Below are 25,171 nucleotides of genomic sequence, written 5' to 3'. Positions count from 1 at the left end.
TCCAAAGCCGCTACTGGAAGTAGCGCACCCGGATGGCGTCGATCGCGACGGCGATGAAGATCATCACGCCGCCGATCATGCCGACATAGAAGGACGGGACCGCGATGATCGCGAGGCCAACCTGGATGACGGTGAGCAGCATGACGCCGCCGAAGACGCCGACCACATTGCCGCGGCCGCCGAAGACGCTGACGCCGCCAATGATCGGCGCGGCGATGGCGTAGAGCAGAAAACTGCTGCCTTGGTTCGAGGTGATTGCCATCTGCCAGGAGGCGAGCAGGAAGCCGCCGATGCCGGTGATGAAGCCGGCCATGGTGTAGGCGGCGATCTTTGTGCGGTCGACACGGATGCCTGCGGAATTGGCTGCCGGGGCATTGCCGCCGACGGCATAGATGCTGCGACCGAGGACCGTTCGGCGCAGCAGTACCCCGAGGCCGACCAGCGCGGCGACGAAGACCAGCGGCATGATGGGCCAGCCGTCGACCGCGGCCTGGCCGATCCAGGTATAACCCTCCGGCAAAGCGGTGATGGTCTTGCCCTGCGTCAGCGCCAGCAGCGCGCCCTGCAGGATGATCATCATCGACAGTGTCTGGATCAGCGAGACCATCCGCAGCCGGGTGATGCAGAGCCCGTTGAAGAAACCGATGGCGGTCGCCACCGCGACGCTGACAATCGCCCCGAGCCACCAGGGCGCGCCGTAATCGGTGACAGCCAGCGCGCCGACGGCGGAGGAGAAGCCGAGATTTGCGGGGATCGAGAGGTCGATCTCGGCGACCAGCAGTGGCAGCGAGACGGCGATCGCCAGCATGCCGAGCACCGTCGCCTGCACCATAATGTTCTGCAGATTGAAGATGGTGAAGAAGAACGCGTTGAAGAAGCCGAACAGCGCGACGAGTATGACCAGCCAGATCCACACGACGTTGTGCAGCAGCCATCCGATGACGGCCCGGTTGGATGTCGTGCCCGCGGCTTTCGCCGGGACGGCCTCGGCCTTGATCGAGATGTTGCTCATGTCAAACTCCCAGAATGTCCGGCGTGGCGCGGAGCGCCTCGAGCCGTCTTGAAACCCGTCAGCCGGCGATCTCTCTCAGCCGGTCCTTGCTGATCGCCTCGCCCGCCAGTTCGCCGACGATGCGCCCACCCGAGAACACGCAGACGCGGTCCACCAGCCGCACCATCTCGTCGGAATCCGTGGTGATGACGATCACCGCGACGCCCTGCCGGCTCAATTCGTCGACGATGCGGTGGACGTCCTGCTTGACGCCGACGTCTATGCCGCGCGTCGGCTCGTCGAGGATCAGGAGTTTCGGCTGGGTCGCCATGACGCGGCCGAGGCAGACCTTCTGCTGGTTGCCGCCACTCAGCGTGTCGATGGCGACATCCGGGCTCGGCGCCTTGACGCCCATCCCGGTGAAGTAGCGCGCGATGATCGCCTGCTCGGCCTTCTCGTCGACGAAGCCGTTACGCGACAGCGCCGGCAGCGAGGACAGCGACATGTTGGCACCGATCGACAGGTGCCCGACGACGCCATCCTTGCGGCGATCGTCGGAGAGGAATGCGATGCCGCGGCGATAGGCCTCGAACGGATGGTCGGGCAGCGCTGTCGCGGCAGGGGCGTCCGGCAACCGCATCGTGCCCTGCTTCGCCCGCAGCAGGCCGAACAGGCTGCGCGCGAACTCCTTGGCGCCGGAACCGGGCAGGCCCGCAAAGCCGACGATTTCGCCGGGGTGGATGTGGAACGCATCCACAGCGACGTTGCGCGCCAGGACGCCCGCGACGGCGATCGCCGGTTCATGCGCGTCGAAGGAGCGGCGCTCGCGCTGGAACAGCGTCAGGCCGCGGCCCAGCACCAATTCGGACAGCTGGTCCGAGGTCAGCGTGCCGACATTGTCGGAGCCGCCGGCGAGCTCACCGTCGCGCAGCACGCTGACGGCGTCGCAGATCTCGAGGATCTCGTCATTGTAATGCGAGATGAAGATGAAGGTGACACCGTCGCGCTTGAGACGGCGCATGAACTCGAAAAGTTGCTGGCGTGCCTCGACGTCGAGCGAGGCGGTCGGCTCGTCGAGGATCACCACCTTGCCGCCACTGAACATGGCGCGCAGGATATTGAGCTTGCGCCGTGCCACCGCATCGAGCCGGCCCGCCATGGCGGTCGGGTCGATTCCGGAGCCCTGCAGCATGCGGGCGGCGTCCTGGCGCAGCCTTTTCCAGTCGATGAATCCGCCCTTCTTCGGCCACATGCCGAGCAGGAGGTTCTCGGCGACGCTCATGTGGTCGATGATCATCGGCTCCTGGGTCACCAGAAAGACGCCAGACTTCTCCATCGCCTTGACGTCGCTGCCCTGAACCTCGACGCCGTTCAGCGTGATCGTGCCGCTGGTCGGCGAGCGCTGGCCGGAGATCATGCCGACCAACGTCGACTTGCCCGCGCCGTTCTCGCCGAGCAGGCCGTGGATCGAGCCGCGGCGCACCGACAGGCTGACGGATTTCAGTGCGGAGAACCGGCCATAGGTCTTGGTGAGGTCGGCAATGCGCAGGATATCGGCGTCGGCCAACGCGGCATTGCCAATCGTCTGATGCTCCATTGTGCTCTTCCTCGCTGGTCAATGGACATGCAGACATGCGGGCGCCCCTCGGGAAGCCCGCATGTCTTCGAAGGGTTGGTCTACTTGTAGGCCAGACCCCAGTCCTTCTCGGCGATGTTGCCCCAGTGGCGCTTGTCGTCGGCGTTCGCCGCTTCGATGACGAAGGGCGGGATGACCAATGCCGGGCCGGTCTTCGACTGCACGATCTCGCCCTTCTCCCAAAAATACTTCTGGTTCTCGTAGGCGCCGAGCGGCACGGCCTCGCCCTTCATCGCGTGCTTCTCGATCATGTCGACGGCGATCTCGGCATAGGCGATCGGATCCTGCGAGACGCAGGCGTCCATGTAGCCTTCCTTGATCAGTTGCAGCGCGATCGGCTCGCCGTCGATGTTGATGAAGATGACGTGGCCTTCCTCGCCGACCTTCTTCCACTTGCCGCGCTGCTGCAGGGCGGTGGCGATACCACGCGCCGGGCTGTCGCTCGGGGCATGGACGGCGTCGAGGTCGGGATATTCCGACAGCGTCGACAGCGTCACCGACAGCATCAAGTCGAGCTGGCCCTCGGTCGGCCGGCTCAACAGCTTGATGTCGGGATACTTGGCCATTTCGGCCTCAAAACCTTCCTTGCGAAGGCGCCACGCGACGCTCTGCAGCGCGCCGAAGCAGTTGAGTACGGTGCCCTTCTTGGAGCCGTTCTTCTTTTCGATCCGCTTGACGATCTCGTCGGCGGCCATGACGCCGCCCTGGTAATTGTCGAAAGTGACGGTGATGGCGACGTCACCGCCATCGGCCGGGGTGTCGATGATGCCGACCGGCACCTTGCGCTGGTTGTAGCGGGCGATGGAGCTGGCAATGGCCTGGCTGTCGATCGGGTCGCAGATGATCGCCGAGGGCTGGCTCAGCAGCAGGCTCTGCCACTGCTCCAGCTGCCGGGTGTTGTCGAAGCTCGCATTGGTCGCCTGGAATTCCCACTTCCGGCCCTCAACGGCGCGACGCACCGCCTCCTCCTGAATGACGAAGAAGTAGTAGTCGAGGCTCTTGTTGCTGAACGGCACGAAGACGCGATCCTGCGCACGGGCAAAGCCCGGCATGCCCAGGCTGGCGGCACCGAGAGCGAGGCCCCCCTGCAGGACCGAGCGGCGGCTGACGTCGAAATTCTTACTCATTTTGTCTCCTCCCAGAAACGATATGTAGTTTTACTAGAAAGATTTACATCATGCAGGGCGGGCGGCGTCAAGGCTTGCCGTCCCTGCACGGTGGAATGTTTTGCCAGACTATTCAGTGATTTCGAAGCATTCCAGGCTGCGAGAAGTGGCGGCCTTCCTCGGCCGTCCGAACCACAGCACCGCAGCCGATCTCGTTAAACTAGATCTGCGTTGCTACGACGCCGATCGCTCGCTGACATAGGCCGTGCCGTCGAAACAGCCGACGACCATGGCGCTCGACTCGCGGATGAACAGGCCGTTCTCGACGACGCCGGGGATCATGTTCAGCGCAACCTCGAGGCCTTGGGGGTCGCCGATCGTGACGCAATGGCAGTCGATGATGAAGTTGCCGCTGTCGGTGATCACCGGAGTGCCGTTCCGCTCCCGCCGGACCATCTCGACGCGGCCGACATCGTGCATCGGCAAGGTGCGGCCGATCGCGCTCTGGGTCTGCTTCCAGGCGTATTGCACCACCTCGACTGGCAGCGGGAAGCGACCGAGCCTGTCGACGATCTTGCTCTCGTCGCAGATGGTGACCATGCGCGTCGAGGCATGCGCGACGATTTTCTCCCAGAGCAGGCAGGCCCCGCCGCCCTTGATCATCCGGAACTGCCGGTCGATCTCGTCTGGGCCGTCGACCGTGAGGTCGAGCATGTCGATCTCGTTGACGTCGCTGAGCGTGATGCCGACCTCCTTGGCGACGGCCGTGGTGCTGTTCGAGGTGGTGGTGCAGGTGAGGTTCTTGAAGTCGCCCGCGGCGACGCGCTTGCCGAGCTCGCGCACGAAGAGGTGCGAGGTGGTACCCGAGCCGAGGCCGAGCTTCATGCCGTCCCGGATATAGGTGTCGATGACCTTGATGCCGGCCAGCCGCTTGGCGTCATCCTGTGTCGTCATGGGAAATCCTTCAGTGCAGAGGGTGGGGTCGCGTCAGAGCTTTTCGGTAAGCCATGAGTCGAGGGCCGGGAGCTGGTCGGGGAACTCGGCGCCGGTCATCACAGCGATCGTGGTGACCAGCATGTTGACCACCAGGTGATGGTTGAGCCGCGAGGCGAGGGGCGTCAGCAGTTCCGTGTGGTCGTACGGCGTCACGGCGATGACGTGGTCGCTGACCGCGGCAAGCGGCGTTTCGCCGGCGGTGATCGAGAGCACGGTACCACCCTGCTGCCGCGTGGTCTTGGCGACCTCCACCATCTGCCGTGTCGCGCCGGACTGTGAGAAGATCAGCGCCAGCTCGCCCGGCCGGGCAAAACCTGCCTGCGTGCGCTGCCGCTTCTCGCCGATGATCGCCGAGCAGCGGAAACCGAGCCGCTGGAACTTGTGCTCGGCGTCGATCGCCGTCACCTCGGAAATGCCGGTGGCGTAGATCGCCAGCCAGTTGGCGGCGTGGATCGCCTTGGCGCCGGCCTCGATCTGCGCCGGAATCAGATCCTCCAGCGCGCGCTGGATCGCGCTCAGCGAATTCTCGCAGGTCTTGCGGACGATGTTCTCCACCGAATCGCTGGCGGTGATCTTGTCGTAATGGAAAGGCGCGCTGGGCACGAGGTTCTGCGCCAGGTTGACCTTGAAGTCCTGGTAGCCCTCGAAGCCGAAACGCCGGCAGAAGCGGATGATGGTCGGGTCGCTGACGCCGCAGTCCTTGGCCAGCACCGCCATGCTGAGATGGATGACGTCGTTCGGCCGGGCGTTGACGACCTCCGCGACGCGCCGCTCCGCCGCCGCCATCTTGGGCATTTCCTGCCGGATCTTGTGGAGCAGGCTCTCGATCATGCCGCGACTGCTTCCCTGCCGAGATGGCGCAGGAGGTCGCTCAGCCGGGAGAGCCGGGTCGCGTCGGTATCGTTGACATGCGGGCCGCCGCCCCAGGGAACGATGAAGAAAGGCACGCCGGCACTGCGCGCGCAGGCGCTGTCGACGTCGGTGTCGCCGACATAGGCGATCTCGTCCTTCTGCAGCCCCATGGCGTCGACCACCGCGATGAGATGTGCCGCGTCCGGCTTGCGACGTTGCACCGCGTCGGCGCCTATCGCGACCTCGAACAGATCGGCGATGCCGAGTACGCCGAGGACCGTCTGGGTCAGCGCATGCGGCTTGTTGGTGCAGATGCCGAGCCGAAGGCCGGACGCTTTCAACGCCTTCAGGTCTTCGACCACATCTGCAAAGAAGGTGGTGTGCGTCGCCGGCGCCTCGGCATAGTGCGCGAGATAGGCGTTCTTCGAGGCCTCGACAAAGGCCTCGTCGGTCGGCAGGCCCTGCTCCTCGAGGATACGCAGGAGGAGCGTCTTCGGGCCGTCGCCGATAAAGCGCTCGACATAATGCGGCTCCAGCGCCGCCCAGCCGTGACCGACCAGCACGCGGTTGACGGCGGCGGCGATGTCGGGCGCGCTGTCGATCAGTGTCCCGTCGAGGTCGAACACCACAGCCTTGATCGGATGCGTCATGCTGGCTCCTGCAGGTCGAAGGCCGGATCCGCGAGCTTACGGAACGTGTCCTGCAGCGTCGGGTACAGCGTCCGGTAGATCTCAAACATTTTTGCGTAGGTCTCCTGCTCGCGCGCCGACGGCGCCTGCCGGGAGACAGTCCGGCAATGGCTCGCGGCGGTCGTCGCGTCTGGCCAGATCCCAGTGCCGATGCCGGCGACGATCGCCGCTCCGAAGGCACCGCCCTCTGCCGCGCCCTCGGTGGTGACGACGTCGCAGCCGAACACGTCGGCCTGGATCTGCCGCCAGAAGGGCGAAGCCGCGCCGCCGCCGGAGGCACGGATCCGCGTCCCCGAAATGCCGGCATCGGCCATCAGGGCGTACATGTCGCGCAGCGCAAAGACGACGCCTTCCAGCACGCTGCGGATCATGTCGCTTTCGTCATGGCGGGTGGTGAGGCCAAGGAAGGCGCCCCGCGCCTCGGGGTCGGGATATGGGCAGCGCTCGCCGTTGAGATACGGCAGGAAGACAAGGCCGCGGGCGCCGGCCGAACTGTCGGCGGCGCGCTCCATCAGCCGGTCGAAGGCGATGTCGTGCCAGCCAGCCTCGGTCAGGTCGCCGAACCCCTGCGCCAGGCCGCGCAGCCAGGAGAGGGCGCCGCCGGCATTCAGCGAGACGCCCATGCAGTGCCAGCGGTCCGCAGCGACGTTGCAGAACACCTGCAGGCGGCCGTCGGGATTGTCGTGCGCCGCGTCGAGCGCGCAGGCGAGAATGCCGGCTGTGCCGATCGTGGTCTGCAGGTCGCCCGGATTTATGACACCCGAACCGACGGTCTGGATCACTGAATCGCCACCGCCGCCGACCACCGGCAGGCCTTCGGCCAGCCCGAACAGCTTTGCCGCACTGCCGGAGACCCGGCCAGAGACGACCTGCGATTCATGGCAGGCGGGCAGCAGCGCCGGGTCGATGCCGGCGGCGTCCATCACCGGCACCGACCAAGCCCGGCGTCGCACGTCGAAGAGGCCGGTGCCGGAGGCGTCCGAAACCTCGGTCGCTAACTCGCCGGTGAGACGCAGGCGCAGATAGTCCTTCGGGTTCAGCACGTGGCGCAGGCGCCCGAACAGCGCCGGCTCATGCTTGCGCATCCACACGATCTTGCCGCCGGTATAGCCCGGCAGCATGCGGTTGTTGGTGGCGGCGAGCAGCGCCGACAGGCCACCGACCGCCTCGGTGATCTCGGCGCATTCGGCGGCATTGCGCTGGTCGTTCCAGAGGATAGCGGGGCGCAGCACCTGAAGGTCGGCATCGAGCGGCGTCAGGCCGTGCATCTGGCCGGACAGGCCGATCGCGGTAATCTCCGCGCCCGGGCGCTTGACGAGGACGCCGGCGATCGCCGTGCGGGCACCCTGAATCCAGCTTTCCGGGTCCTGCTCCGACCAGCCGGGTCGGGGCGTGCTAACGTCGTAGGTAGCAGTGTGCGTCGCCAGCACCGTCCCTTCCGGGTCCAGCAGCAGTGCCTTGCAGCCGGAGGTGCCGATGTCGATGCCGAGGAGGGCGGTCTCAGCCATCAGGCATCCTCCGGCTCGTCGAAGCAGACCCGTACATGCTTGAAGTTGAAATATTCCAGCATGCCCTCGCGGCCGTGCTCGTAGCCGACACCGCTCTGCTTCCGGCCGCCATAGGGCGCGTTGATGATGCCGGCGTCGACATTGTTGATCGCGACATTGCCGTAGTCGAGCTTGGTCGAGATGTAGCGCATCTCGTCCATGTGCTTGGTATAGGCGTAGGAGGCGAGTCCGTAGGGCGTGTCGTTCGCCTTCTCGACAGCCTCCGCGAGACTCTTGAAAGCGGCGACGCCGACCAGCGGGCCGAACGTCTCCTCGGTCATCACCTGCATTTCATGCGTGCAGTCGGCGACGACGGTCGGGCGGAAGAAGAAGCCCTTCTCGAACTTCTGACCTTGAGGCCGGCTGCCGCCGGCAAGCAGCCGCGCGCCCTTGGCCAGCGCGTCGGCGAGATGTGCCTTGGTCTTCTCGAGCGGCTCGGCGGACGCCATGGCGCCGAGATCGGCCGCCGGATTGTCGAGGCCGTTGTCGATGGTCAGCGCATCGGCTGCCGCGGCGAGCTTCGTGAGAAAAGCCTCGTAGACGCTCTCGTGGACGTAGATCCGGTTGATGGCGATGCAGATCTGACCCATGTTGCGGAACGAACGACGTGCCGCGCCCTTCACCGCCGCGTCGAGATCGGCCGAGGCCGTGACGATCATCGGGCAATTGCCGCCGAGCTCCAGCGACATCTTCTTCACTGTTGTCGCGGATTGCTGGATTTTGAGGCCCACCGGACCGGAGCCGGTGAAGGCCACCTTGTCGACCAGCGGGCTTTCGACCATGTGCTGGCCGACCTTCGAGCCCTTTCCGGTCACCATGTTGACGACGCCGGCCGGGATGCCAACATCCATCAACGCCCGGGCGATCGCCAGGGGCGAGAACGGCGTTAGCTCCGGCGGCTTCACCACGATCGTGCAGCCGGCCGCAAGCGCGCCCCCGATCTTCCATCCAATCAGTTCCGCGGGATAGTTCCAGGGAGAGATCGCCGCGACGACACCGATCGGCTCGCGCACCACGAGGCTTTGATAGGCGTTGCTCTCGTTCGGAATGATCTCGCCATGCACCCGAACACCTTCCTCGGCGTAGAAGTGCAGCGTCTGGGCAAGTTTCGAGACCTCGCCCCTGGCTTCGTTCAGCGGCTTGCCCTGTTCTGCTGTCATCAGCCTGGCGATCGCGTCCTGACGCTCGGCGATCAGGTCACCGGCCTTGTGCAGCAGCACGGCGCGTTTGAATGGCGAGAGCGACGCCCATGCCGGGAATGCCTTGCGGGCGGCATGAAGGGCGCGGTCGGTCTCTGCGGGTGTGGCGTTTCGGATCTGGCCGATGGTCTCCTCGGTCGCCGGATTCATCACCGGCAGAATGTCACCGGCTCCCTCGACCCATTCTCCGTCGATCAGCATCTCGCTCTTAAACATTGACCAAGGCCCTTCCAGTCACCGCCTTCATGGGGCAGGGACGTGCTTCAACGCCCTCTGATTTGTCGATATAGCTAAACTAGATTTTCCGCGAGCGGAAGTCCGATTCAGTCATATTTGCCCCGGGGGCCGTTTCTCGCTGATCTGATCGGATAGCCCAATCTGCGGTCGATCTTGAACCGGGATGCAGTCATGTGAGGGAAAACTTTGGCCGGAAAACAGTATCTTACGGAGATGAGCTCGGGTCGAGAGCGCTAAGGCTCCTGGACTTGTCTGAAACCATGTTCGCATTGATTGACCGCAGCGACGTCGCCATATAGTTTTGCTAGTTATGGGCTCGCGTATTTGGCGGGATCGGGCGGTCAGACGTCGTTTGGCCGGTGAAGGCGCCTCTTCAGCGTTGAGGGAACTAACATGACCGACTACCGGCGAAAAATGGATCTTGGCGGAAAGACCGCGCTTGTCACGGGCGCTGGCCAGGGCATTGGCGCTGCGATCGCCATGGCGCTGGCCCAGACCGGGGCAAGGGTGCATTGCACCGACATAGACCTCGCACGGGCCGAGGCTGTCGCCGCTACTTTGCCGGCTGGTAGCGTCGCGGGCATCCACCGTCTCGACGTTACCAACTCCCTGGCCTTGCAGGCGCTGGCCGAAAGCCTGCCGGCACTCGAAATTCTCGTCTGCAATGCCGGAATCGCCCGAAACACGCCGGCATGCGACGTGGACGACGCGGAGTGGCAGACAGTTATCGACATCAACCTGACCGGTGTGTTCCGGACGTGCCGCGCCTTTGGGCGGAAGATGGTCGCGGCAGGCCGCGGCTCCGTCGTCAACGTCGGATCGATGTCGGGCATGATCGTCAACTGGCCGCAGCCGCAGGCCCATTACAATGCCTCGAAGGCGGCCGTGCACCATTTGACAAAGTCGCTGGCGGTGGAGTGGGCGACCAGCGGCGTGCGCGTCAATGCGGTCGCGCCGACCTATATCAGGACGCCGCTCATCGCAGGCGTCGTGGATGGGGCATCCGGAATGATGGAACACTGGCTGCAGTCGACGCCGATGGGTCGGCTCGGCGAGCCTGAGGAGATCGCGTCGGTCGTCCAGTTTCTGGCATCCGATGCTGCGAGCCTGATGACGGGATCGATCGTCGCCGTAGACGGCGGGTACACCAGCATCTAGCCCGCACTCTACGCGATAGGATGTCCAGGAAATGCTCTCTCGAGAGTGTCTTTCTCGGTTAGGGTGAGCCTTCCCAAGCCCTGGATGCCCGCTTGAGCGGATCGCATCAAGTTCGCGCCATCGTGGTCAAACGGCTCCGCGACACCAGCGAGGAGGGGAGATGTCTCCCCGGAGATCATGAAGACATTGATTGAAGATTTGCAGGACGTCGTCGGTACACGGCATGTCCTCACACGCGACAATGCGACCCGGCGTTTTCGCAAGGGCTATCGATATGGCAGTGGCAATGTGCTGGCGGTCGTCCGGCCGGGCAGCCTCGTCGAGCAGTGGCGTACGCTGCAGGCTTGCGTCGCCGCCGACGTCATTGTCATTTGTCAGGCCGCCAATACCGGCCTGACCGGCGGCTCGACGCCGGATGGCGACGATTACGACCGGCCGATCGTCATCATCAATATGTTGCGCATGGACCGCATTCATCTGATCGACGGTGGTAAGCAGGTGCTTTGCCAGCCCGGCACGACGCTTAACCAGCTTGAAAAACAGCTGCGCACCGTCGGTCGCGAGCCGCATTCGGTGATCGGTTCCTCCTGCATCGGCGCTTCGGTCACCGGCGGCATCTGCAACAATTCCGGCGGCTCGCTGATCCGCCGCGGTCCCGCCTTCACCCAGCTGGCCCTGTTCGCGCAGGTCGACGCCGACGGCGTGCTGCGACTGGTCAATCATCTCGGCATCGCGCTCGGCAACGATCCAGAGACGATTCTCGCCGGCATTGACGACGGCACGTTCACGCAAAGCCAGATCGAGTTTCCGGAGAACCGATGGGCGTCTGACCGCGAATACCAGAACCACGTCAAGGACGTCGACGCCCCGACACCAGCGCGTTTCAACGCCGATCCGCGCCGCCATTTCGAGGCGTCCGGTTCTGCCGGAAAGGTCAGCGTCTTCGCCGTTCGCCTCGACACGTTTGCTGCCGATGAGGATGTCGCCGTCTTCTATGTCGGTAGCAACGATCCGGCGGAGCTTGAGACGATCCGCCGCGAGATCCTTACCGATTTCGAGCATCTGCCGATTGCCGGTGAATACATGCACCGCTCGGCCTACGAGGCGAGCCAGACGTATGGCAAGGACCTGTTCCTGTTCATCAAGGCTTTTGGAACCGACAACGTGCCGAAAGCCTTCGCCGCGAAAAGCTGGTTCGACGGTATCACGGAGAAGCTTGGCCTCGGCGGCGCAATCAGCGACCGACTGCTGCAGGGCGTTACAAAGCTTTTTCCGGAACACCTGCCCCGGCGGCTCAATGTCTACCGGGACCTCTACGCCCACCATCTCCTCCTGAAGATGGGCAACGGCGGCGCCGACGAGGCGCGCGCCTACTTCTCCCGTAAGTTTCCCTCCGCCAGTGGCGACGTCTTCGAGTGTACGCCGGAGGAGGGCAGCGCAGCCTACCTCAACCGCTTCGCCGTCGGCGGTGCGATCGTTCGCTATCGCGCCGTGCACCCCTCGACGGTCGAGGACATTGTGGCGCTCGACGTAGCGCTGCCGCGCAATACGCTCGACTGGTTCGAGACCTTGCCTCCCGAGATCGAGGCAAAGCTCGCCTTCAAGATGTATTGCGGTCACTTCTTCTGCCACGTGCTCCACCAGGAGTATCTGGTCCGAAAGGGAGAGGACTGCCTGGCGATCGAGCATGCCTTGTGGAAGCTTCTCGACGCGCGCGGTGCGGAATATCCCGCTGAGCACAATGTCGGTCACCTCTACGACGCCAAGCAGGCCCTTCGGGATTTCTACCGCGAGCTCGACCCGACGAATACGTTCAACCCCGGTATCGGCAGGACGTCGAAGCTGCGGAACTGGGGGCATGACCCCGCCTGCGTTTGCCAAGGCTCGCTTTTGAAAACGCTTTGATCCGTTCCAGCTTCCGCTGAAAGCCACTGCGCGAAACACCGAGGCAATTGCATCCGGCTCTCGAGGACGTCTGAAACCCGTTTCCAAGAATGCGCTCAACGTCGCCCGCGAACGCTGCCGCTAGAGCAGCTTGCGGATGACCGCATGCACCGCCCGGGCCACGTCGAGGGCGCCGGGTGTGTCGCTGTGAACGCAGATCGACTGTGCACTGACGACGACGTCCCGACCGGTCGTCGACGCGGTCAGCCCCTCCGTCACCGCACGCCAGACCTTCGCTGCCACTGCCTCCGGAGACACGGCGCAGTGCGCGCGGCTGATGATCTGCCGCCCTTCGTCGTCATAGTCGAGGTCGGCGTAGAATTCGCAGGAGAACGGAATGCCGCGCCGGGTGAAGACATCCGACATCGCGCAGTCGGAATAGGCGATCACCGGCAGGCCGAGTGCCTCGGCCGCATCGGCGATACCCTCGGCGATCGCCTCTTGCCGCTGCGCCATGCCGAACAGCGCGCCGTGCGGCTTGATGTGCGACAGGGAGAGGCCTTCCGCCATGGCAAAGCCTGCCAGCGCGCCGGTCTGGTACAGGACGAGGGCCGAGACCTCCTCTCGCGTCAGGCTCATCTCGCGCCGGCCAAAACCCTGCCGGTCCGGCAGGCCCGGATGCGCGCCGATGGCAATGCCCTGGCGCTTGGCCGCCCGCACCGTCGCCCGCATCACCGAGGGGTCGGAGGCGTGGAAGCCGCAGGCGATATTGGCATGGGTGACGAAGGGCATCACCGCCTCGTCGTCGCCGAAGCTGTAGAGGCCGAAACCCTCGCCCATGTCGCAGTTGATGGTGATCCCGGCCATGGTGTTTCCCCGGCTCACGTCTCAGCCCGCTGGGACAAGGTCGAGGCGGGAAAGCCGCGCCTTCTCGTCCTTTCGCGCCGCCAGCGCCTGTTCCATCGTGACCTTCTCGAAGCGGACGCCCTGGTGTGGCTGCAACTGGCCAATCAGGTCCATGTCTGCCGAGATCACCGTGCCCAGCATGAAATATCCGCCGCCGGAAACGGCGTCGCGGTGCAGGATAATCGGCTCGGTGCCGCCCGGCACCTGGATCGAGCCGTAGGGATAGCAGCTGTCGACGATATTCGACGGGTCAGAGCCGGCACCGAACGGCTGCTCGCGCGGCTCGAAGTCGAGCTTCTTTCCGCCCCGGAAGCGATAGCCGATGCGGTCGGCCTCGGGCGCCACCTTCCAGGTATCCTCGAAGAAGGTTTGCTGCGCGCCTTCGGTAAGGCGGTGCCAATAGAGGCCGGGAAGCACGCGTACACTGGTGCCGGTGGCGCTGACCGGGCGCCGGATGTCCGCGGGCACGGTGGTGCCCTCGTGGCCCCGTCCGGTCGGCGCACCGAACTTGACGCTGTCGCCTGCCTTCAGCGGGCGTCCTTCGAAGCCGCCGAGGGTGCCGAGGGCGTAGGTGGAGCGCGAACCCAGCACCTCCGGCACGTCGATGCCGCCGGCAATGGCGATATAGGCGCGCGCCCCGCCTTTCAGGAAGGCGAAGGACAGGACCTGTCCGGCGGCGACCTTGAAGGCGGTCCAACCGGGCTGCTCGACCCCGTCGATCTTGGGCGGCATGTCGGCGCCGGTGACCGCGACGAGAGCATCGCTGGCAAAGCGCAGCTCCGGACCCAGGAACACGGCCTCGAGCCCGGCAGCGTCGTCTGTATTGCCGACGAGGCGGTTGGCGGCGATCAAAGCGAAACGGTCCATCGCGCCGGAGATCGGCAGGCCGAGATGATAGTAGCCCGGGCGGCCGAGATCCTGCACGGTGGTGGCAAGGCCTGGCTTCACGACGTCGAACATGCGCTCAGCCATCCAGGGCCTCCAGAAGCTTGGCGTTGGTGCCTTCGGGGTCGGCGGTGAAGGCGTCGAGGGAGAAGCTGACGGGGACGATCTTTGGCTCGAATCGGCCCGCCGCCACGTCTTCGACCGTTGCGTCGTAGGCGGCGCGGTCGATCGGCTTGAACTTGATGATGTCGCCGGGCCGGAAGATCATCAACTCCTTGAGGTAGCTGATCTCGCCTTTGGGATCGTAGATCGGCATCGGCGTCACGCCGAACATCTGGTAGCCGCCGGCGCCGCGGACGGAATAGATGCAGCCGAAGCAGCCGCCATGGCCGACCGTCAGCTTTGGGGTATCGGTGCGAGGGCGCAGATATTTCGGCACCTCGATCTGCTTCGCCCGCTCCACCAGCTGGTAGATGAACGGCAGGCCGGCGACGAACCCGACCATGGAGACGAACCAGGGCGCGCCGGCATGCGCCGCGATGAAGGCTTCGACGCTGTCATAGCCATTGATCCGGGCACCGTATTCGAGATCGGTCGAGTCCGGATCCTGGTGGCGCTTGCGAAACCGCATCAGCGTCTCGTGCGTCCAGGGATCGTTGTAGAGCACGGGGATTTCGATGATCCGCGTCTTGATCGTCTTGGCCGAGCTCTCCGCTGCAGCCTCGAAACCCTTGAGCTTCGTCATCAATTCGTCCGGCGCGATGACGTCGGGATCGAACTTGAGTTGGAACGAGGCATTGGCCGGGCAGATCTCGGTGATGCCGGTAATGCCACTATCGCGCACGGCATTGGTCATCGAGAGGCTCTTGAAGAAGGCCTCCAGCGACATTTCCTCGTCCACCTCGACGAAGATATGCTCGTCGCCGCCATAAGAATAGCGTGTCGTCATCGGCTGGTTTCCGCTTCGGGTGGTGTCGGGGAGCCGAGGGGATGGGCGGCGAGCCAATTCTCCAGCCAGCGGGTGTGAAAATTGCCGGCCCGCACGTCGGCGGCGGAGGCAAGCGCTAGGTGTAGCGGCGTCGTGGTCGGTAGACCCTCGACCTTCAGCTCGCCGAGCGCCCGCGCCAGACGGGTGATCGCGGCGTCGCGCGTTTCGTCATGGGCAACGAGCTTGCCGAGCAGCGAGTCGTAGAACGGTGGCACGGCATAGCCGGGATAGAGCATGGTATCGAAACGCACGCCCATGCCGCCAGGGATTTCCAGCGCGGTGACGGTGCCGGGGGCGGGGCGGAAGTCGAGTGCCGGATCCTCGGCGCAGATGCGCGCCTCGACGGCGTGGCCGCGCAGCACGACGTCGCTCTGCTGGATCGTCAGCTTTTCGCCATTGGCGATCCGGATCATCCAGCGGACGAGATCGATGCCGGTGATCATTTCGGATACCGGGTGCTCGACCTGGATGCGGGTGTTCATCTCGATGAAGAAGAACTCGCCCGTGCTCTCGTCGAACAGATATTCGAGCGTCCCGGCGCCGCGATAGCCGACGCGCTCGGCGAGCCGCACCGCCGAGGTACAGAGCGCCTCGCGCTGCTCGGGCCTGAGAAAGGCTGCTGGCGCTTCTTCCCAGACCTTCTGGCGGCGGCGCTGCAGCGAGCATTCGCGCTCAAAGAGATGGATGGCTCTGGTGCCGTCGCCGAGGATCTGAACCTCGACATGCCGGGCCTTGCCGATGAAGCGCTCGAGATAGAGCCCGCCATCGCCGAACGCAGCCTTCGCCTCGCCGCTTGCCTGCGGGATCAGCGCTACCAGCTCGGCCTCGTCCGCGGCGATGCGGATGCCGCGACCGCCGCCGCCCGCCGAGGCCTTGATCATCACGGGATAACCGATCGCGCGCGCGGCGATCACGGCCGCCTCGACGTCCTCGACGACGCCCTCGCTGCCGGGCACCGTCGGCACACCGGCGGCCATCGCCTCCTGCCGGGCGCGGGCCTTGTCGCCCATCTGGCGGATCGTCTCGGGCCGCGGGCCGATGAAGACGAGACCGGCCGCCTCGACCATCTCGGCGAAGTCGGCATTCTCGGACAGGAAGCCGTAGCCGGGATGCACCGCATCGCAGCCGCTGTCGACCGCGGCCTGCACCATCGCCTGCTTGTTCAGATAGGATTTTGTCGCATGTGCGGGGCCGACCGCGACGGTCTCGTCGGCGAGCCGGGCAGCCAGCATGGCGCCGTCCGCCGCGCTCACTGCCTGCACGGTGGCGAGGCCGAGTTCCTTGGCGGCACGGATGATGCGGACGGCGATCTCGCCGCGATTGGCGACGAAGACCTTGGAAATAGTCATGGTCTTACGCGTCGAGATCGTAGAGCGGCTGGCCCGCCATTACCGCGTCCTCGTTCTCGACCTGGAAGGCGACGAGCGTTCCGGCTTCCTCGGCGACGACCGGGGTGAACGACTTCATCACCTCGATCAAGCCGATCGTGTCGCCGACCGCGACGGCGTCGCCCTCAGACTTGAACACCGGATCGCCGGGGGAGGCCGAGCGGTAGAAGGTGCCGGGGAGCGGGGCCTGTATCGTCTTGACGGTCATGCTGGGGTCACATCCTCTGTACGTCGGAACGTTGGCGAGAGACTTGCAAAACTCGGGGCGAACGTAAAATCGGAAATTAAAATTCAGGCCATCGGAAAATCCGATAGGATGTCGCAAACCACTCGGGGACGCGCGGCATGTCCGTTTCGCTCAAGCAGATTCGCTATTTCGTCGCCGCAGCCGAGGCGGGGAGGATCGGCCAAGCCGCGGTGGCGCTGAACGTGTCGCAGTCGGCGGTGACGGCGGCGATCCAGCAGCTTGAGGCGCTAGTCGGCGCTCGCCTGCTGGAGCGAACCTCAGTTGGGGTCACCGTAACGCTGGAGGGCAGCCGTTTCCTATCGCAGGGGCGGCAGATCCTGGCGGCGGTCGCCGAGGCGGTGCACAGCCCGCATGTTTCCGGGGATTCGATCGCCGGCACGGTGCGTGTCGGCGTCACCTACACCGTCGCTGGCTATTTCTTGCCCCGCCACCAGATGCGTTTCCAGGCAAATTTCCCCGGCGTGACCCTCGAACTGTTCGAGGCGCCGCGTGACGTGCTGGAGCAGGCGCTGGTCGATGGCGTGCTCGACATCGCCGTGCTGCTCGTATCGAACTTGCGCGACGGGGCGCGAATCGCCAGCGAAATCCTCACCCGCTCGCCGCGCCGGCTCTGGATCGCCCCCGGCCATCCGCTGACGTCAGCCGAGCGGGTGCGCCTCGCCGACATCGCAGCCTATCCCTATGTGATGCTCACCGTCGACGAGGCGAAGCATACGGCCTTTCGCTACTGGGCGGCGGCCGGGCTTGAGCCGAAGACGATCTTTCGGACTTCGTCGGTGGAGGCTGTTCGATCCATGGTCGCGGGCGGGATGGGGATCACCGTGCTGTCGGAAATGGTCTACCGGCCGTGGTCGCTGGAGGGGCAGCGGATCGAGACGCGGATCATCGATGATGATGTGCCGAGCATGGACGTCGGGCTGGCCTGGCGCCGGGAGGCGTCGTTCAGCGCCGCAACCGAGGCTTTTCGAAGCTTCATGCGGTTTGCCGTCACCGGCCTTGGGGGCGGACGGGCGCCTGCCAGCGGAGAAGGGGCGGTGGCCGCCGCCAGGCCATCGATTTTTTAGATGTCGCCATCCGTTTAATACGATTTGACGGGCACGCCGTACGTTCTTCAGCTTGCTCCTCGATGACCGGTCTTCGATCGGCAAGCGGGAGTGCAGCATGGACGTGACGATCAACTGCGACATGGGAGAGGGGTTCGGCCTCTACCGCTGCGGCGACGATGCCGGCATCATGCCGTACATTCACATCGCCAATGTCGCCTGCGGCTTCCATGCCTCGGACCCGTCGGTGATGCGCGCGACCGTCAAGCTCGCGGCGGAGCATGGCGTCGCCGTCGGCGCCCACCCGTCCTTTCCTGACCTCCAGGGCTTTGGCCGTCGCGAGATGAAGATGGGGCGGGACGAACTCTCCGCCTGCATCGTCTACCAGATCGGCGCGCTGAAGGGCTTTCTCGACGCCGCCGGCATGCCGCTCAACCACATCAAGCCGCATGGCGCCCTCTACGGCGCCGCCACCCGCAGCGAGGACGTCGCGCATGCGATCGCCGATGCCGCCGAGATCTTCGGCGCGCCGCTGCTGGGGATGGCCGGGACGCTGCAGGAAAAGGTCTATGCCGAGCGCGGCATCCCGTTCATCGCGGAATACTACGCCGACCTCGACTACGACGTCGAAGGCAAGTTGATCATCACCCGCCAGCACGAGGCGAAGGATCCGGCGGAGGTGGCGCGGCGCGCGGTACGCGTCATGCGCGACGGGCTGGCGACGGCAACCGACGGGCGGTCGCTGCCGATGCGGGCAGAGACCGTCTGCATCCATTCCGACACGCCCGGCGCCGACGAACTGGCGCGGACGGTGCACGAGGCTTTGCGACCCTGGTTTGCCTGACCGGAAAAGTCTTCCTTCTGATGCGTGGTGCAAGCCGCGTTTTTAGAGCAGCCTTTTCGCCAAGGCGTCCGCATCGACCGGACCAGCCGGCAGACTTGAACGGGATTGGAGTTGCCTGCCATGCGAGCCACCTTCTCGACCAGCAATACCGCCCCGGCAGCCAAGAAGCAGTTCTGGCAGCATGCCGTGTCGGAAATCTACTTTCCGCTCGAACTGCGCTTTCTCTCGGCCGGGGCCTTCGAGGGTGTGCTGGAAGCTTGGTCGATGGGGCCGATCTCGGTGTCCCGCAACCGCTCGGATGGCCTTCTCTACCGCCGGCACGAGCGCCATCTTCTGAACGAACGGGAGGAGAGCTTCCTCATCACGGTGCCGGAGCTGGCGGAAATCCGCTTCGTTCAGGACGGCCGGGAGGTCACTTGCCGGCCCGGTCAGTTCCTGATCGAACGCAGTCATCTGCCCTATGAATTCAGCCATCGCGATCCCGCGGCTTTGTGGGTGCTGAAGATCCCGAGCGACGTCCTGCGGGCGCGCATCGCGCGGCCCGAGCGGCTGGCCACGTTCCAGTTCGATGCGAGCAAGGGCGTCGGCGCGCTGTTCGTCGACCTCCTCAGGCTGACGGCGCCCCGGCTCGACGAGATGGACAAGGCGGAACGCGAGTTGATCGGCCGCCATCTGGTCGAGCTGCTGGCGATGGCGATCGAAGCGGATCAGCGCGTGCTGGTCGGCCGCGCTTCCTCCGTGCGCAACGCCCACCTGCACCGGGCCGAGCATTTCATCGGCCTGCATCTGCGCGAGCTCGGCCTGTCGCCGCAGCGGATCGCCGAAGGCTGCGGCATCTCGCAGCGCTACCTCCACCAGCTGTTCGAGGCCGAGGGAACCACGGTCTGCGCGCATATCCGAAACCAGCGTCTTGCGATGTGCGACGCCGCGCTTCGCGACCCGAACTGCCGCAAGGCGATCTCCGAGATCGCCTATGACTGGGGGTTCGGCGATCAGGCGCAGTTCAGCCGAAACTATCGCGCCCGCTTTGACTGCACGCCCCGCGATGCCCGCAGTGCGGCGCGAAGCCTCTCTGTCGACGCGTGACGGAAGAGGGCGGTGGCTGGAGATTGCTGCACCGCACTGACCGGGAAAAGTCATCCAGACCAACGGCTTAAAATTTGTGCCGAAGTGCAGTGAGCATCAAAGTTTGATGCGTGGAGTATCAAGAGAACGGCCCGCAAACCTCGTTTAATCCTCCTTGAGCAGCTCGGGAAACGCGTCGTCAGGCCTTCAGGGCCTGTCTGGTTCCTGCGGTGGGCCGCGTCCTGTCGCGCCGTAAAGCGGCCCTCAGGGGCATTCTGAAGAGGGAAATGCACTGTGCAGAATCTTCGCGTTGCCGTGGATGTCGGGGGCACCTTCACCGACATCTGCATCATGGACGAGACGACCGGCCTGATCCGGATCGAGAAGACGTCCTCCACGCCCGACCCGATCGACGGGATCATGGGCGGCGTCGCCAAGGCCGGCATCGACCTCAGCCAGGTTGCGCTGTTCTCGCATGGCACGACGGTGGCGACCAACGCCCTGATCACCCGGCGCCTGCCGCGCACCGCGATGGTCTCGACCGAGGGTTTCCGCGACGTGATCGAGATCCGCCGCGCCAACAAGGAAGACCTCTGGGACGTCTACAAGGACGTCGTCAAACCCTACATCCCGCGCCGCGACCGCCTGACCGTGCCCGAGCGCATCGACAGTGCCGGCAGGATCGTGGAAGTGCTGGACGAGGACAAGGCACGCGACGTCGCCCGCATGCTGAAGAAGCGCGGTGTCGCGGCGATCGCCGTCTGTTTCATGAACGCCTATCTCAACGGTGAGAACGAGCGCCGGATGCGCGAAATCCTGCTCGAAGCGATGCCGGACGTGCCGGTGTCGATCTCCTCGCAGGTGCTGCCTGAGATTTTCGAGCACGAGCGGTTCTCGACCACCGTCGTCAACGCGGCGCTCAGCCCCGTCATCGTGAGCTACACCACCCGGCTCGGCGATCGTCTCGCCGCCGAGGGTTATACCCGCGACCTCCTGCTGCTGCACACCGGCGGCGGCGTGATGACGCCCGCCAGCGTCAAGGATTTTGCCGCGCGGCTCGCGGGCTCGGGCATCGCCGCCGGCGCCATCGCCAGCCGTCACATTGCCGGGCTCTGCGGTTATCCCAACTCCATCGGCCTCGACATGGGCGGCACCTCCACGGACGTGTCGCTGGCCTACGAGGGCAAGTCGCGGGTGACCAAGGACTGGTTCATCGAGTTCGGCTACCCCATCCGCTTTTCCTCGATCGAGGTCCTGACCATCGGCGCCGGCGGCGGCTCGCTCGCCTGGACCGACGATGCCGGATCGCTGCGCAACGGCCCGCAATCGGCCGGCTCGGTTCCAGGCCCCGCCTGCTACGGCAACGGCAACCGGCAGCCGACCAACACCGACGCCAACGTGACGCTCGGCCGCCTCGGCACCAGCCTTGCCGGCGGCAAGGTGATGCTCGACCCCGTCCTCGCCCGCACAGCGGTGGAGGAGGGCGTCGCCAAGTCCTTTAACCTGTCCACGGAGGAAGCGGCCGACGCGATCCTGCGCGTCGCCAACGCCAACATGTCCGATGCGGTCCGGCTGATCTCGATCAGCCGCGGCTACGATCCGCGCGACTTCGCCCTCGTCGCCTTCGGTGGTGCCGGCGCGTTGCACGGCGTCGACGTCGCCCGCGAGCTGGCGATCCCCGTCGTCATCGTGCCGCCGAACCCCGGCGTCACCTCGGCGCTCGGTTGCCTGCTCGTCGACATGCAGCATGACTTCTCGGAAAACTGCCTGGTCGACGCCGATGTGGCCGACCCCGCGGCGATCGAGGCGCAGTTCGCCGTGATCGAACGCGAAGCGCTGGAGCGCCTGACGCACGAGGGCGTCGCCGAGAGCGACATCGTGCTGCAGCGCTCGATCGACATGATGTATCGCGGCCAGTGGCGGTCGCTGGCGGTCTCGACGCCGAGCCCGATCGCCTCGATCGAGAGCCTCGTCGCCGACTTCCACCGCGAGCATCACCGCGAGTATAATTTCCGCCGCGACGACGCGCCGGTGAGCTTCTTCCGGGTCAACGTCAAGGCGATCGGCGTCGTGCCGAAGGCCGAGCTGGCGATCCACACGCCGACCGGCGTCCGCCCCGATCCGGTATCGCGGCGCCAAGTCTGGTTCGAGAACGCGGCGCACGACACCCCGGTGTTCCAGCGTGACGACCTGCCCTGCGGCTTCGTCTTCGCCGGACCGGCGATCGTCGAGCAGGTCGACAGCACCGTCGTCGTGCCGCCCGGCGCGACCGCAGAGGTCGACAAATATCTGAACATCATCATCCGCGTGAAGGGTTGAGACCGATGGCCAGCGAACAGACACTCGATCCGGTGACCTTCGAGGTCCTGAAGAACTCCTTCATCACCAGCGTCGACCAGATGGGCGAGCAGGTGCTCCGAACCTGCTATTCCTTCGTGATCTACAACCATGACTTCTCCAGCGCCCTGCACGACGCCGATGGCGAGTGCGCCGCCCAGGGCAACCAGGACATCGCCGTCCACGTCGGCACGCTGCACTTCACCTGCAAGGACGTGATGCGCGCCTTCGAGGGCGACATGCACGACGGCGACGTCTTCGCCATCAACGACCCCTATGCCGGCGGCACGCACTTCTCCGACGTCCGGCTGATCCGGCCGATCTTCTCCGACGGTGCGATCATCGCCTTCGCGCAGTCGAACGGCCACTGGTCGGACATGGGCGGCTCGGTCCCCGGCTCCTTCGACGTCACCGCCAAGGACATGTTCCGCGAGGGCCTGCGGATCACCCCGATCCGGCTCTACGACAAGGGCGTGTTCCGCCGCGACGTCGCCAACATGATCGCCTCGAACACCCGCGATCCGGCCTCGATCATCGGCGACATCCAGGCGCAGGCGCAGGGCACGGCGGTCTGTGCCCGCGAGATCCTGCGGCTGGTCGACAAGTACGGCCGCGACACGGTCAAGGCCGGCCTGTCGGAGGTGCAGGATTATGTCGAGCGGGCCGCGCGCCAGCGCATCGCCGCCTTGCCGGACGGGACCTGGGAGACCGTCGACTATATCGACCGCGACCCGGCGGGCGGCGAGGGCATGATCCCGATCCGCATCAAGATGACGATCAAGGGCGACAAGGCCTACTACGACTTCACCGGCAGCCACCCGACCATCGCCACCATCTACAACTCGGCCTTCGGCGCGACCTTCTCGGCGGTGGCGGCCGGCATGAAGACCTTCTTTCCAGACCTGCCGCTGAACTCGGGCTTCTACCGGGCGTTCGAACTGGTAGTGCCCGAGGGATCGATCGTCGACGCGAAATGGCCCATCGCGGTCACCGGCTTCCTGATGCCCTTCGAGAAGATCATGAACTCGATCTATGAGATGTGGTCGCAGCTGATGCCCGAGCGCGCGCTCGCCTGCACCTTCAACCTCGAATACCTGCTGACCGGCGGGCGCGATGCGCGCAGCGAGGACAAGCCGATCTTCATGTTCTACGACTGGCTGTCGGGCGGCTGGGGCGGGCGCAACGGCAAGGACGGCGCCAACGTCACCGCCTCCTGCTTCGGCACCGGCATGATGGCGCAGCCGATCGAGGGCCAGGAGCGTGCCACCCCGATCCTGATGACGGAGTGCCAGATCAAGTCCGACTCGGCCGGTCCCGGAAAATGGCGCGGCGGCGTCGGGGTGGTGAAGGGCTCGCGCATGCTGGAGGCCGAGGAAACCGTGATCTCCTACATCTGCGACCGCGAACGTGCCATCGTCTGGGGCATCGAAGGCGGCCTCCCGTCGAGCCCGCACGGACTGACGCTGAAGCGGGCGGGATCCGGCGTCACCGAGCGGCTCGGCACCATCTTTTCCGACGTCCCCTTGCGGGAAGGCGACGAGTTCTCCCGGCCGACGGCCGGCGGCGGCGGCTTCGGCGATCCGCTGGAGCGTGATCCGGCCGCGGTTCTCGAGGATGTCACCGACGACTACGTCTCGGTCGAGCGTGCCGCCAAGGATTACGGCGTCGTCGTCAGGCCGATCGACGTCGAGCTCTGCGAATACGAGATCGACGCGGCGGCGACGGAAGTCCTGCGCGCCGAAATTCGGCAGAAGCGCGTCGCCTGGGCGCGCGTCGACCCGGAAACCGTCGCCGCGAAATTCCGGGATGGCGAGATCGATGTCCTCGACGCCATCCGCCAGCACGCGGTGATTCTCGACTGGGGAACCGGAGAACTGCTCCCGGAATCGACGCGGCAGTTCCGCGAGAGTTTCGAACGGCGATCCGTCGCCGGCTGGGCGGCTGTCTGAACCGCTTCCCGTCATCGCCGACAAGGCGGGGAGCGTCCGGGTGGACGCTTCCCGCTCAGAGTTCCGAGCCCACGACCATCACCGCAGTGGACCATCTCTCCAGATGGCCGCAACCCCAGAAGGATCGAGCCATGTCTCTTCGCATTCGCCTCCGCAGCAGCCTCGCGGCTGCCACTTGCCTCGGTCTTATCCTCGGCGCCGTCTCGCCGAGCCTCGCGGCTGATGCAGCCTGGTTCCCGATGAAGATCTACGATTCCTCGTCCGGCACGCCGAAGGCGGCCGAATACACCCCGCTGGAAAAGGCCGAGAAGCCCTACAATCTGTGCGTCCTCTTCCCGCACATGAAGGACAGCTTCTGGGTCGCCGTCGCCTACGGCATCGTCAAGCAGGCCGAGACGATGAACGTCAACATAACGCTCTACGAGGCGGGCGGTTACGAGAACCTGCCAAAGCAGCTCTCGCAATTCGACGACTGCCTGGCGAGCGGTGCTGACGCGATCATCGTCGGCGCGATCTCCGGCGCCGGCCTCGAGCAGAAGTTCAAGGAAGCGGCGGCCAAGAACATCCCGGTCGTCGGCGTCACCAACCCGATCCCGGCCAACGCGACGCCGGCTGCCAATGCCGTCGACTTCGTCGCCATGGGCGCGGTGACGGGCGAGGGCCTCCTGGCGCAGCTGCCGGCGGGCGAAAAGGCCAACATCGTGACCTTCCCCGGCCCGGCCGGTTCGGGCTGGGCGGAATCCTTCAACGAGGGCTTCAAGGGCGCGGTCAAGAAGAACCCCGACGTCACCATCCTCGACGAGAAGTTCGGCGACAGCGGCGTCGCCGTCCAGCTGCAGCTGATCCAGGACGCGCTGCAGGCGCATCCCGACATGAACGTGATCTGGGGATCGGCCCCAACCGCCGAAGCGGCGATCGGCGCGGTGGCCGAGGCCGGCCGCACCGACATCAAGATCATGTCGTCCTACGAGAACCAGGCGATGCTCGACGCGCTGAACCGCGGTGACATCCTGGCTTTCGCGACGCAGTATCCGGTCGGCGAGGGCGCCATCGCCATCGACCAGGCCGTCCGCCTGCTGGAGAAGAAGCCGGTGATCAGCCTCGTCCAGCCGGTCGCCGCGGTCGTCGACAAGACCACGGTGCCGAACCTCAACATGGCGCTGATCCTGGCCCCCGCCGACTGGACGCCAGTCTACACCGTCAAGGCCAAGTAAGACCCGGCGG

At 65.3% G+C, this 25,171-nt stretch carries 21 protein-coding genes; 8 read left to right on the top strand and 13 right to left on the bottom strand.

Annotated elements, in window-relative coordinates:
• Positions 1–10: 10 nt before the first annotated feature.
• The 8 genes from ACZL02_RS06270 to ACZL02_RS06235 all read right to left on the bottom strand — a co-directional run bounded on the left by ACZL02_RS06270 (position 11) and on the right by ACZL02_RS06235 (position 9,232).
• On the bottom strand, positions 11–1,012 hold the full coding sequence (locus ACZL02_RS06270; protein ID WP_472937744.1) for an ABC transporter permease: 1,002 nt from the start codon (positions 1,010–1,012) through the stop codon (positions 11–13).
• Positions 1,013–1,070: 58 nt separating this feature from the next.
• Entirely contained in the window at positions 1,071–2,588 is a 1,518-nt protein-coding gene (locus ACZL02_RS06265; RefSeq protein WP_472937743.1) for a sugar ABC transporter ATP-binding protein, read from the bottom strand.
• Positions 2,589–2,668: 80 nt separating this feature from the next.
• Positions 2,669–3,754, bottom strand: coding sequence for a sugar ABC transporter substrate-binding protein (locus tag ACZL02_RS06260; protein WP_472937742.1), 1,086 nt, complete (start codon positions 3,752–3,754; stop codon positions 2,669–2,671).
• A gap of 213 nt (positions 3,755–3,967) precedes the next feature.
• A complete protein-coding gene (rpiA, locus tag ACZL02_RS06255) occupies positions 3,968–4,687 on the bottom strand; it encodes a ribose 5-phosphate isomerase A (protein WP_472937741.1) in 720 nt (239 codons plus the stop codon).
• 33 nt (positions 4,688–4,720) lie between these two features.
• Positions 4,721–5,560 (bottom strand): MurR/RpiR family transcriptional regulator, encoded by an 840-nt coding sequence (locus tag ACZL02_RS06250; RefSeq protein ID WP_472937740.1) that lies wholly within the window; start codon positions 5,558–5,560, stop codon positions 4,721–4,723.
• Entirely contained in the window at positions 5,557–6,231 is a 675-nt protein-coding gene (gene gph / locus ACZL02_RS06245; protein ID WP_472937739.1) for a phosphoglycolate phosphatase, read from the bottom strand. Before gph ends, ACZL02_RS06250 begins: the two co-directional genes overlap by 4 nt.
• A complete protein-coding gene (gene xylB, locus ACZL02_RS06240) occupies positions 6,228–7,778 on the bottom strand; it encodes a xylulokinase (RefSeq protein WP_472937738.1) in 1,551 nt (516 codons plus the stop codon). The genes gph and xylB overlap by 4 nt, the downstream gene beginning before the upstream one ends.
• Positions 7,778–9,232 (bottom strand): NAD-dependent succinate-semialdehyde dehydrogenase, encoded by a 1,455-nt coding sequence (locus tag ACZL02_RS06235; protein ID WP_472937737.1) that lies wholly within the window; start codon positions 9,230–9,232, stop codon positions 7,778–7,780. Before ACZL02_RS06235 ends, xylB begins: the two co-directional genes overlap by 1 nt.
• A 414-nt stretch (positions 9,233–9,646) precedes the next feature.
• Here ACZL02_RS06235 and ACZL02_RS06230 point away from each other — a divergent pair, with 414 nt between their 5' ends.
• The gene (locus ACZL02_RS06230; RefSeq protein ID WP_472937735.1) at positions 9,647–10,411 is read left to right on the top strand and encodes an SDR family NAD(P)-dependent oxidoreductase; all 765 of its coding nucleotides are present in this window, start codon (positions 9,647–9,649) and stop codon (positions 10,409–10,411) included.
• Between the two features lie 177 nt (positions 10,412–10,588).
• Positions 10,589–12,316, top strand: a complete 1,728-nt coding sequence (gene dld / locus ACZL02_RS06225; RefSeq protein ID WP_472937733.1) for a D-lactate dehydrogenase — start codon at positions 10,589–10,591, stop codon at positions 12,314–12,316.
• A gap of 120 nt (positions 12,317–12,436) precedes the next feature.
• Here the strand turns inward: dld and pxpA are convergent, their stop codons facing one another.
• Genes pxpA through ACZL02_RS06200 form a run of 5 tightly spaced genes read right to left on the bottom strand, consistent with a single transcriptional unit; the run spans position 12,437 to position 16,670 of the window.
• Positions 12,437–13,162: a 5-oxoprolinase subunit PxpA gene (gene pxpA, locus ACZL02_RS06220; RefSeq protein ID WP_472937732.1), complete on the bottom strand. Its 726-nt coding sequence runs from the start codon at positions 13,160–13,162 to the stop codon at positions 12,437–12,439.
• 21 nt (positions 13,163–13,183) lie between these two features.
• Positions 13,184–14,173: a 5-oxoprolinase subunit C family protein gene (locus ACZL02_RS06215; RefSeq protein ID WP_472937731.1), complete on the bottom strand. Its 990-nt coding sequence runs from the start codon at positions 14,171–14,173 to the stop codon at positions 13,184–13,186.
• Positions 14,166–15,035: a 5-oxoprolinase subunit B family protein gene (locus ACZL02_RS06210; protein WP_472937730.1), complete on the bottom strand. Its 870-nt coding sequence runs from the start codon at positions 15,033–15,035 to the stop codon at positions 14,166–14,168. The genes ACZL02_RS06215 and ACZL02_RS06210 overlap by 8 nt, the downstream gene beginning before the upstream one ends.
• A complete protein-coding gene (locus tag ACZL02_RS06205; protein ID WP_472937728.1) occupies positions 15,032–16,423 on the bottom strand; it encodes an acetyl-CoA carboxylase biotin carboxylase subunit in 1,392 nt (463 codons plus the stop codon). Before ACZL02_RS06205 ends, ACZL02_RS06210 begins: the two co-directional genes overlap by 4 nt.
• A gap of 4 nt (positions 16,424–16,427) precedes the next feature.
• On the bottom strand, positions 16,428–16,670 hold the full coding sequence (locus tag ACZL02_RS06200; protein ID WP_472937727.1) for an acetyl-CoA carboxylase: 243 nt from the start codon (positions 16,668–16,670) through the stop codon (positions 16,428–16,430).
• A 137-nt stretch (positions 16,671–16,807) separates the two neighbouring features.
• Here ACZL02_RS06200 and ACZL02_RS06195 point away from each other — a divergent pair, with 137 nt between their 5' ends.
• The 6 genes from ACZL02_RS06195 (at position 16,808) to torT (ending at position 25,161) form a co-directional block, all read left to right on the top strand.
• Complete coding sequence (locus ACZL02_RS06195; protein WP_472937725.1) at positions 16,808–17,773, top strand: LysR family transcriptional regulator; 966 nt, start codon at positions 16,808–16,810, stop codon at positions 17,771–17,773.
• Between the two features lie 97 nt (positions 17,774–17,870).
• Positions 17,871–18,596 (top strand): LamB/YcsF family protein, encoded by a 726-nt coding sequence (locus ACZL02_RS06190; protein ID WP_472937724.1) that lies wholly within the window; start codon positions 17,871–17,873, stop codon positions 18,594–18,596.
• 120 nt (positions 18,597–18,716) lie between these two features.
• Positions 18,717–19,682, top strand: coding sequence for an AraC-like ligand-binding domain-containing protein (locus tag ACZL02_RS06185; protein ID WP_472937723.1), 966 nt, complete (start codon positions 18,717–18,719; stop codon positions 19,680–19,682).
• Between the two features lie 273 nt (positions 19,683–19,955).
• A complete protein-coding gene (locus tag ACZL02_RS06180) occupies positions 19,956–21,980 on the top strand; it encodes a hydantoinase/oxoprolinase family protein (protein WP_472937722.1) in 2,025 nt (674 codons plus the stop codon).
• Between the two features lie 5 nt (positions 21,981–21,985).
• Positions 21,986–23,947 (top strand): hydantoinase B/oxoprolinase family protein, encoded by a 1,962-nt coding sequence (locus ACZL02_RS06175; protein ID WP_472937720.1) that lies wholly within the window; start codon positions 21,986–21,988, stop codon positions 23,945–23,947.
• A gap of 131 nt (positions 23,948–24,078) precedes the next feature.
• A complete protein-coding gene (torT, locus tag ACZL02_RS06170; RefSeq protein WP_472937718.1) occupies positions 24,079–25,161 on the top strand; it encodes a TMAO reductase system periplasmic protein TorT in 1,083 nt (360 codons plus the stop codon).
• The last annotated feature ends 10 nt before the right edge of the window (positions 25,162–25,171 follow it).

Source organism: Mesocryomonas fontinalis (assembly GCF_055730125.2).
Note: the sequence above shows the minus strand (reverse complement) of the source record. Positions and strands in the feature narration are given on the sequence as shown.

Bases quoted from the DNA above. Each gene is read 5' to 3' on its own strand.
- ACZL02_RS06215 (WP_472937731.1), bottom strand. From the start codon at position 14,173: ATGGCTGAGCGCATGTTCGACGTCGTGAAGCCAGGCCTTGCCACCACC.
- ACZL02_RS06190 (WP_472937724.1), top strand. From the start codon at position 17,871: ATGGACGTGACGATCAACTGCGACATGGGAGAGGGGTTCGGCCTCTAC.
- gph (WP_472937739.1), bottom strand. From the start codon at position 6,231: ATGACGCATCCGATCAAGGCTGTGGTGTTCGACCTCGACGGGACACTG.
- ACZL02_RS06185 (WP_472937723.1), top strand. From the start codon at position 18,717: ATGCGAGCCACCTTCTCGACCAGCAATACCGCCCCGGCAGCCAAGAAG.
- ACZL02_RS06210 (WP_472937730.1), bottom strand. From the start codon at position 15,035: ATGACGACACGCTATTCTTATGGCGGCGACGAGCATATCTTCGTCGAG.
- ACZL02_RS06235 (WP_472937737.1), bottom strand. From the start codon at position 9,232: ATGTTTAAGAGCGAGATGCTGATCGACGGAGAATGGGTCGAGGGAGCC.
- ACZL02_RS06250 (WP_472937740.1), bottom strand. From the start codon at position 5,560: ATGATCGAGAGCCTGCTCCACAAGATCCGGCAGGAAATGCCCAAGATG.
- ACZL02_RS06260 (WP_472937742.1), bottom strand. From the start codon at position 3,754: ATGAGTAAGAATTTCGACGTCAGCCGCCGCTCGGTCCTGCAGGGGGGC.
- ACZL02_RS06265 (WP_472937743.1), bottom strand. From the start codon at position 2,588: ATGGAGCATCAGACGATTGGCAATGCCGCGTTGGCCGACGCCGATATC.
- ACZL02_RS06175 (WP_472937720.1), top strand. From the start codon at position 21,986: ATGGCCAGCGAACAGACACTCGATCCGGTGACCTTCGAGGTCCTGAAG.
- ACZL02_RS06270 (WP_472937744.1), bottom strand. From the start codon at position 1,012: ATGAGCAACATCTCGATCAAGGCCGAGGCCGTCCCGGCGAAAGCCGCG.
- ACZL02_RS06200 (WP_472937727.1), bottom strand. From the start codon at position 16,670: ATGACCGTCAAGACGATACAGGCCCCGCTCCCCGGCACCTTCTACCGC.
- rpiA (WP_472937741.1), bottom strand. From the start codon at position 4,687: ATGACGACACAGGATGACGCCAAGCGGCTGGCCGGCATCAAGGTCATC.
- ACZL02_RS06205 (WP_472937728.1), bottom strand. From the start codon at position 16,423: ATGACTATTTCCAAGGTCTTCGTCGCCAATCGCGGCGAGATCGCCGTC.
- xylB (WP_472937738.1), bottom strand. From the start codon at position 7,778: ATGGCTGAGACCGCCCTCCTCGGCATCGACATCGGCACCTCCGGCTGC.
- dld (WP_472937733.1), top strand. From the start codon at position 10,589: ATGAAGACATTGATTGAAGATTTGCAGGACGTCGTCGGTACACGGCAT.
- pxpA (WP_472937732.1), bottom strand. From the start codon at position 13,162: ATGGCCGGGATCACCATCAACTGCGACATGGGCGAGGGTTTCGGCCTC.
- ACZL02_RS06195 (WP_472937725.1), top strand. From the start codon at position 16,808: ATGTCCGTTTCGCTCAAGCAGATTCGCTATTTCGTCGCCGCAGCCGAG.
- ACZL02_RS06230 (WP_472937735.1), top strand. From the start codon at position 9,647: ATGACCGACTACCGGCGAAAAATGGATCTTGGCGGAAAGACCGCGCTT.
- torT (WP_472937718.1), top strand. From the start codon at position 24,079: ATGTCTCTTCGCATTCGCCTCCGCAGCAGCCTCGCGGCTGCCACTTGC.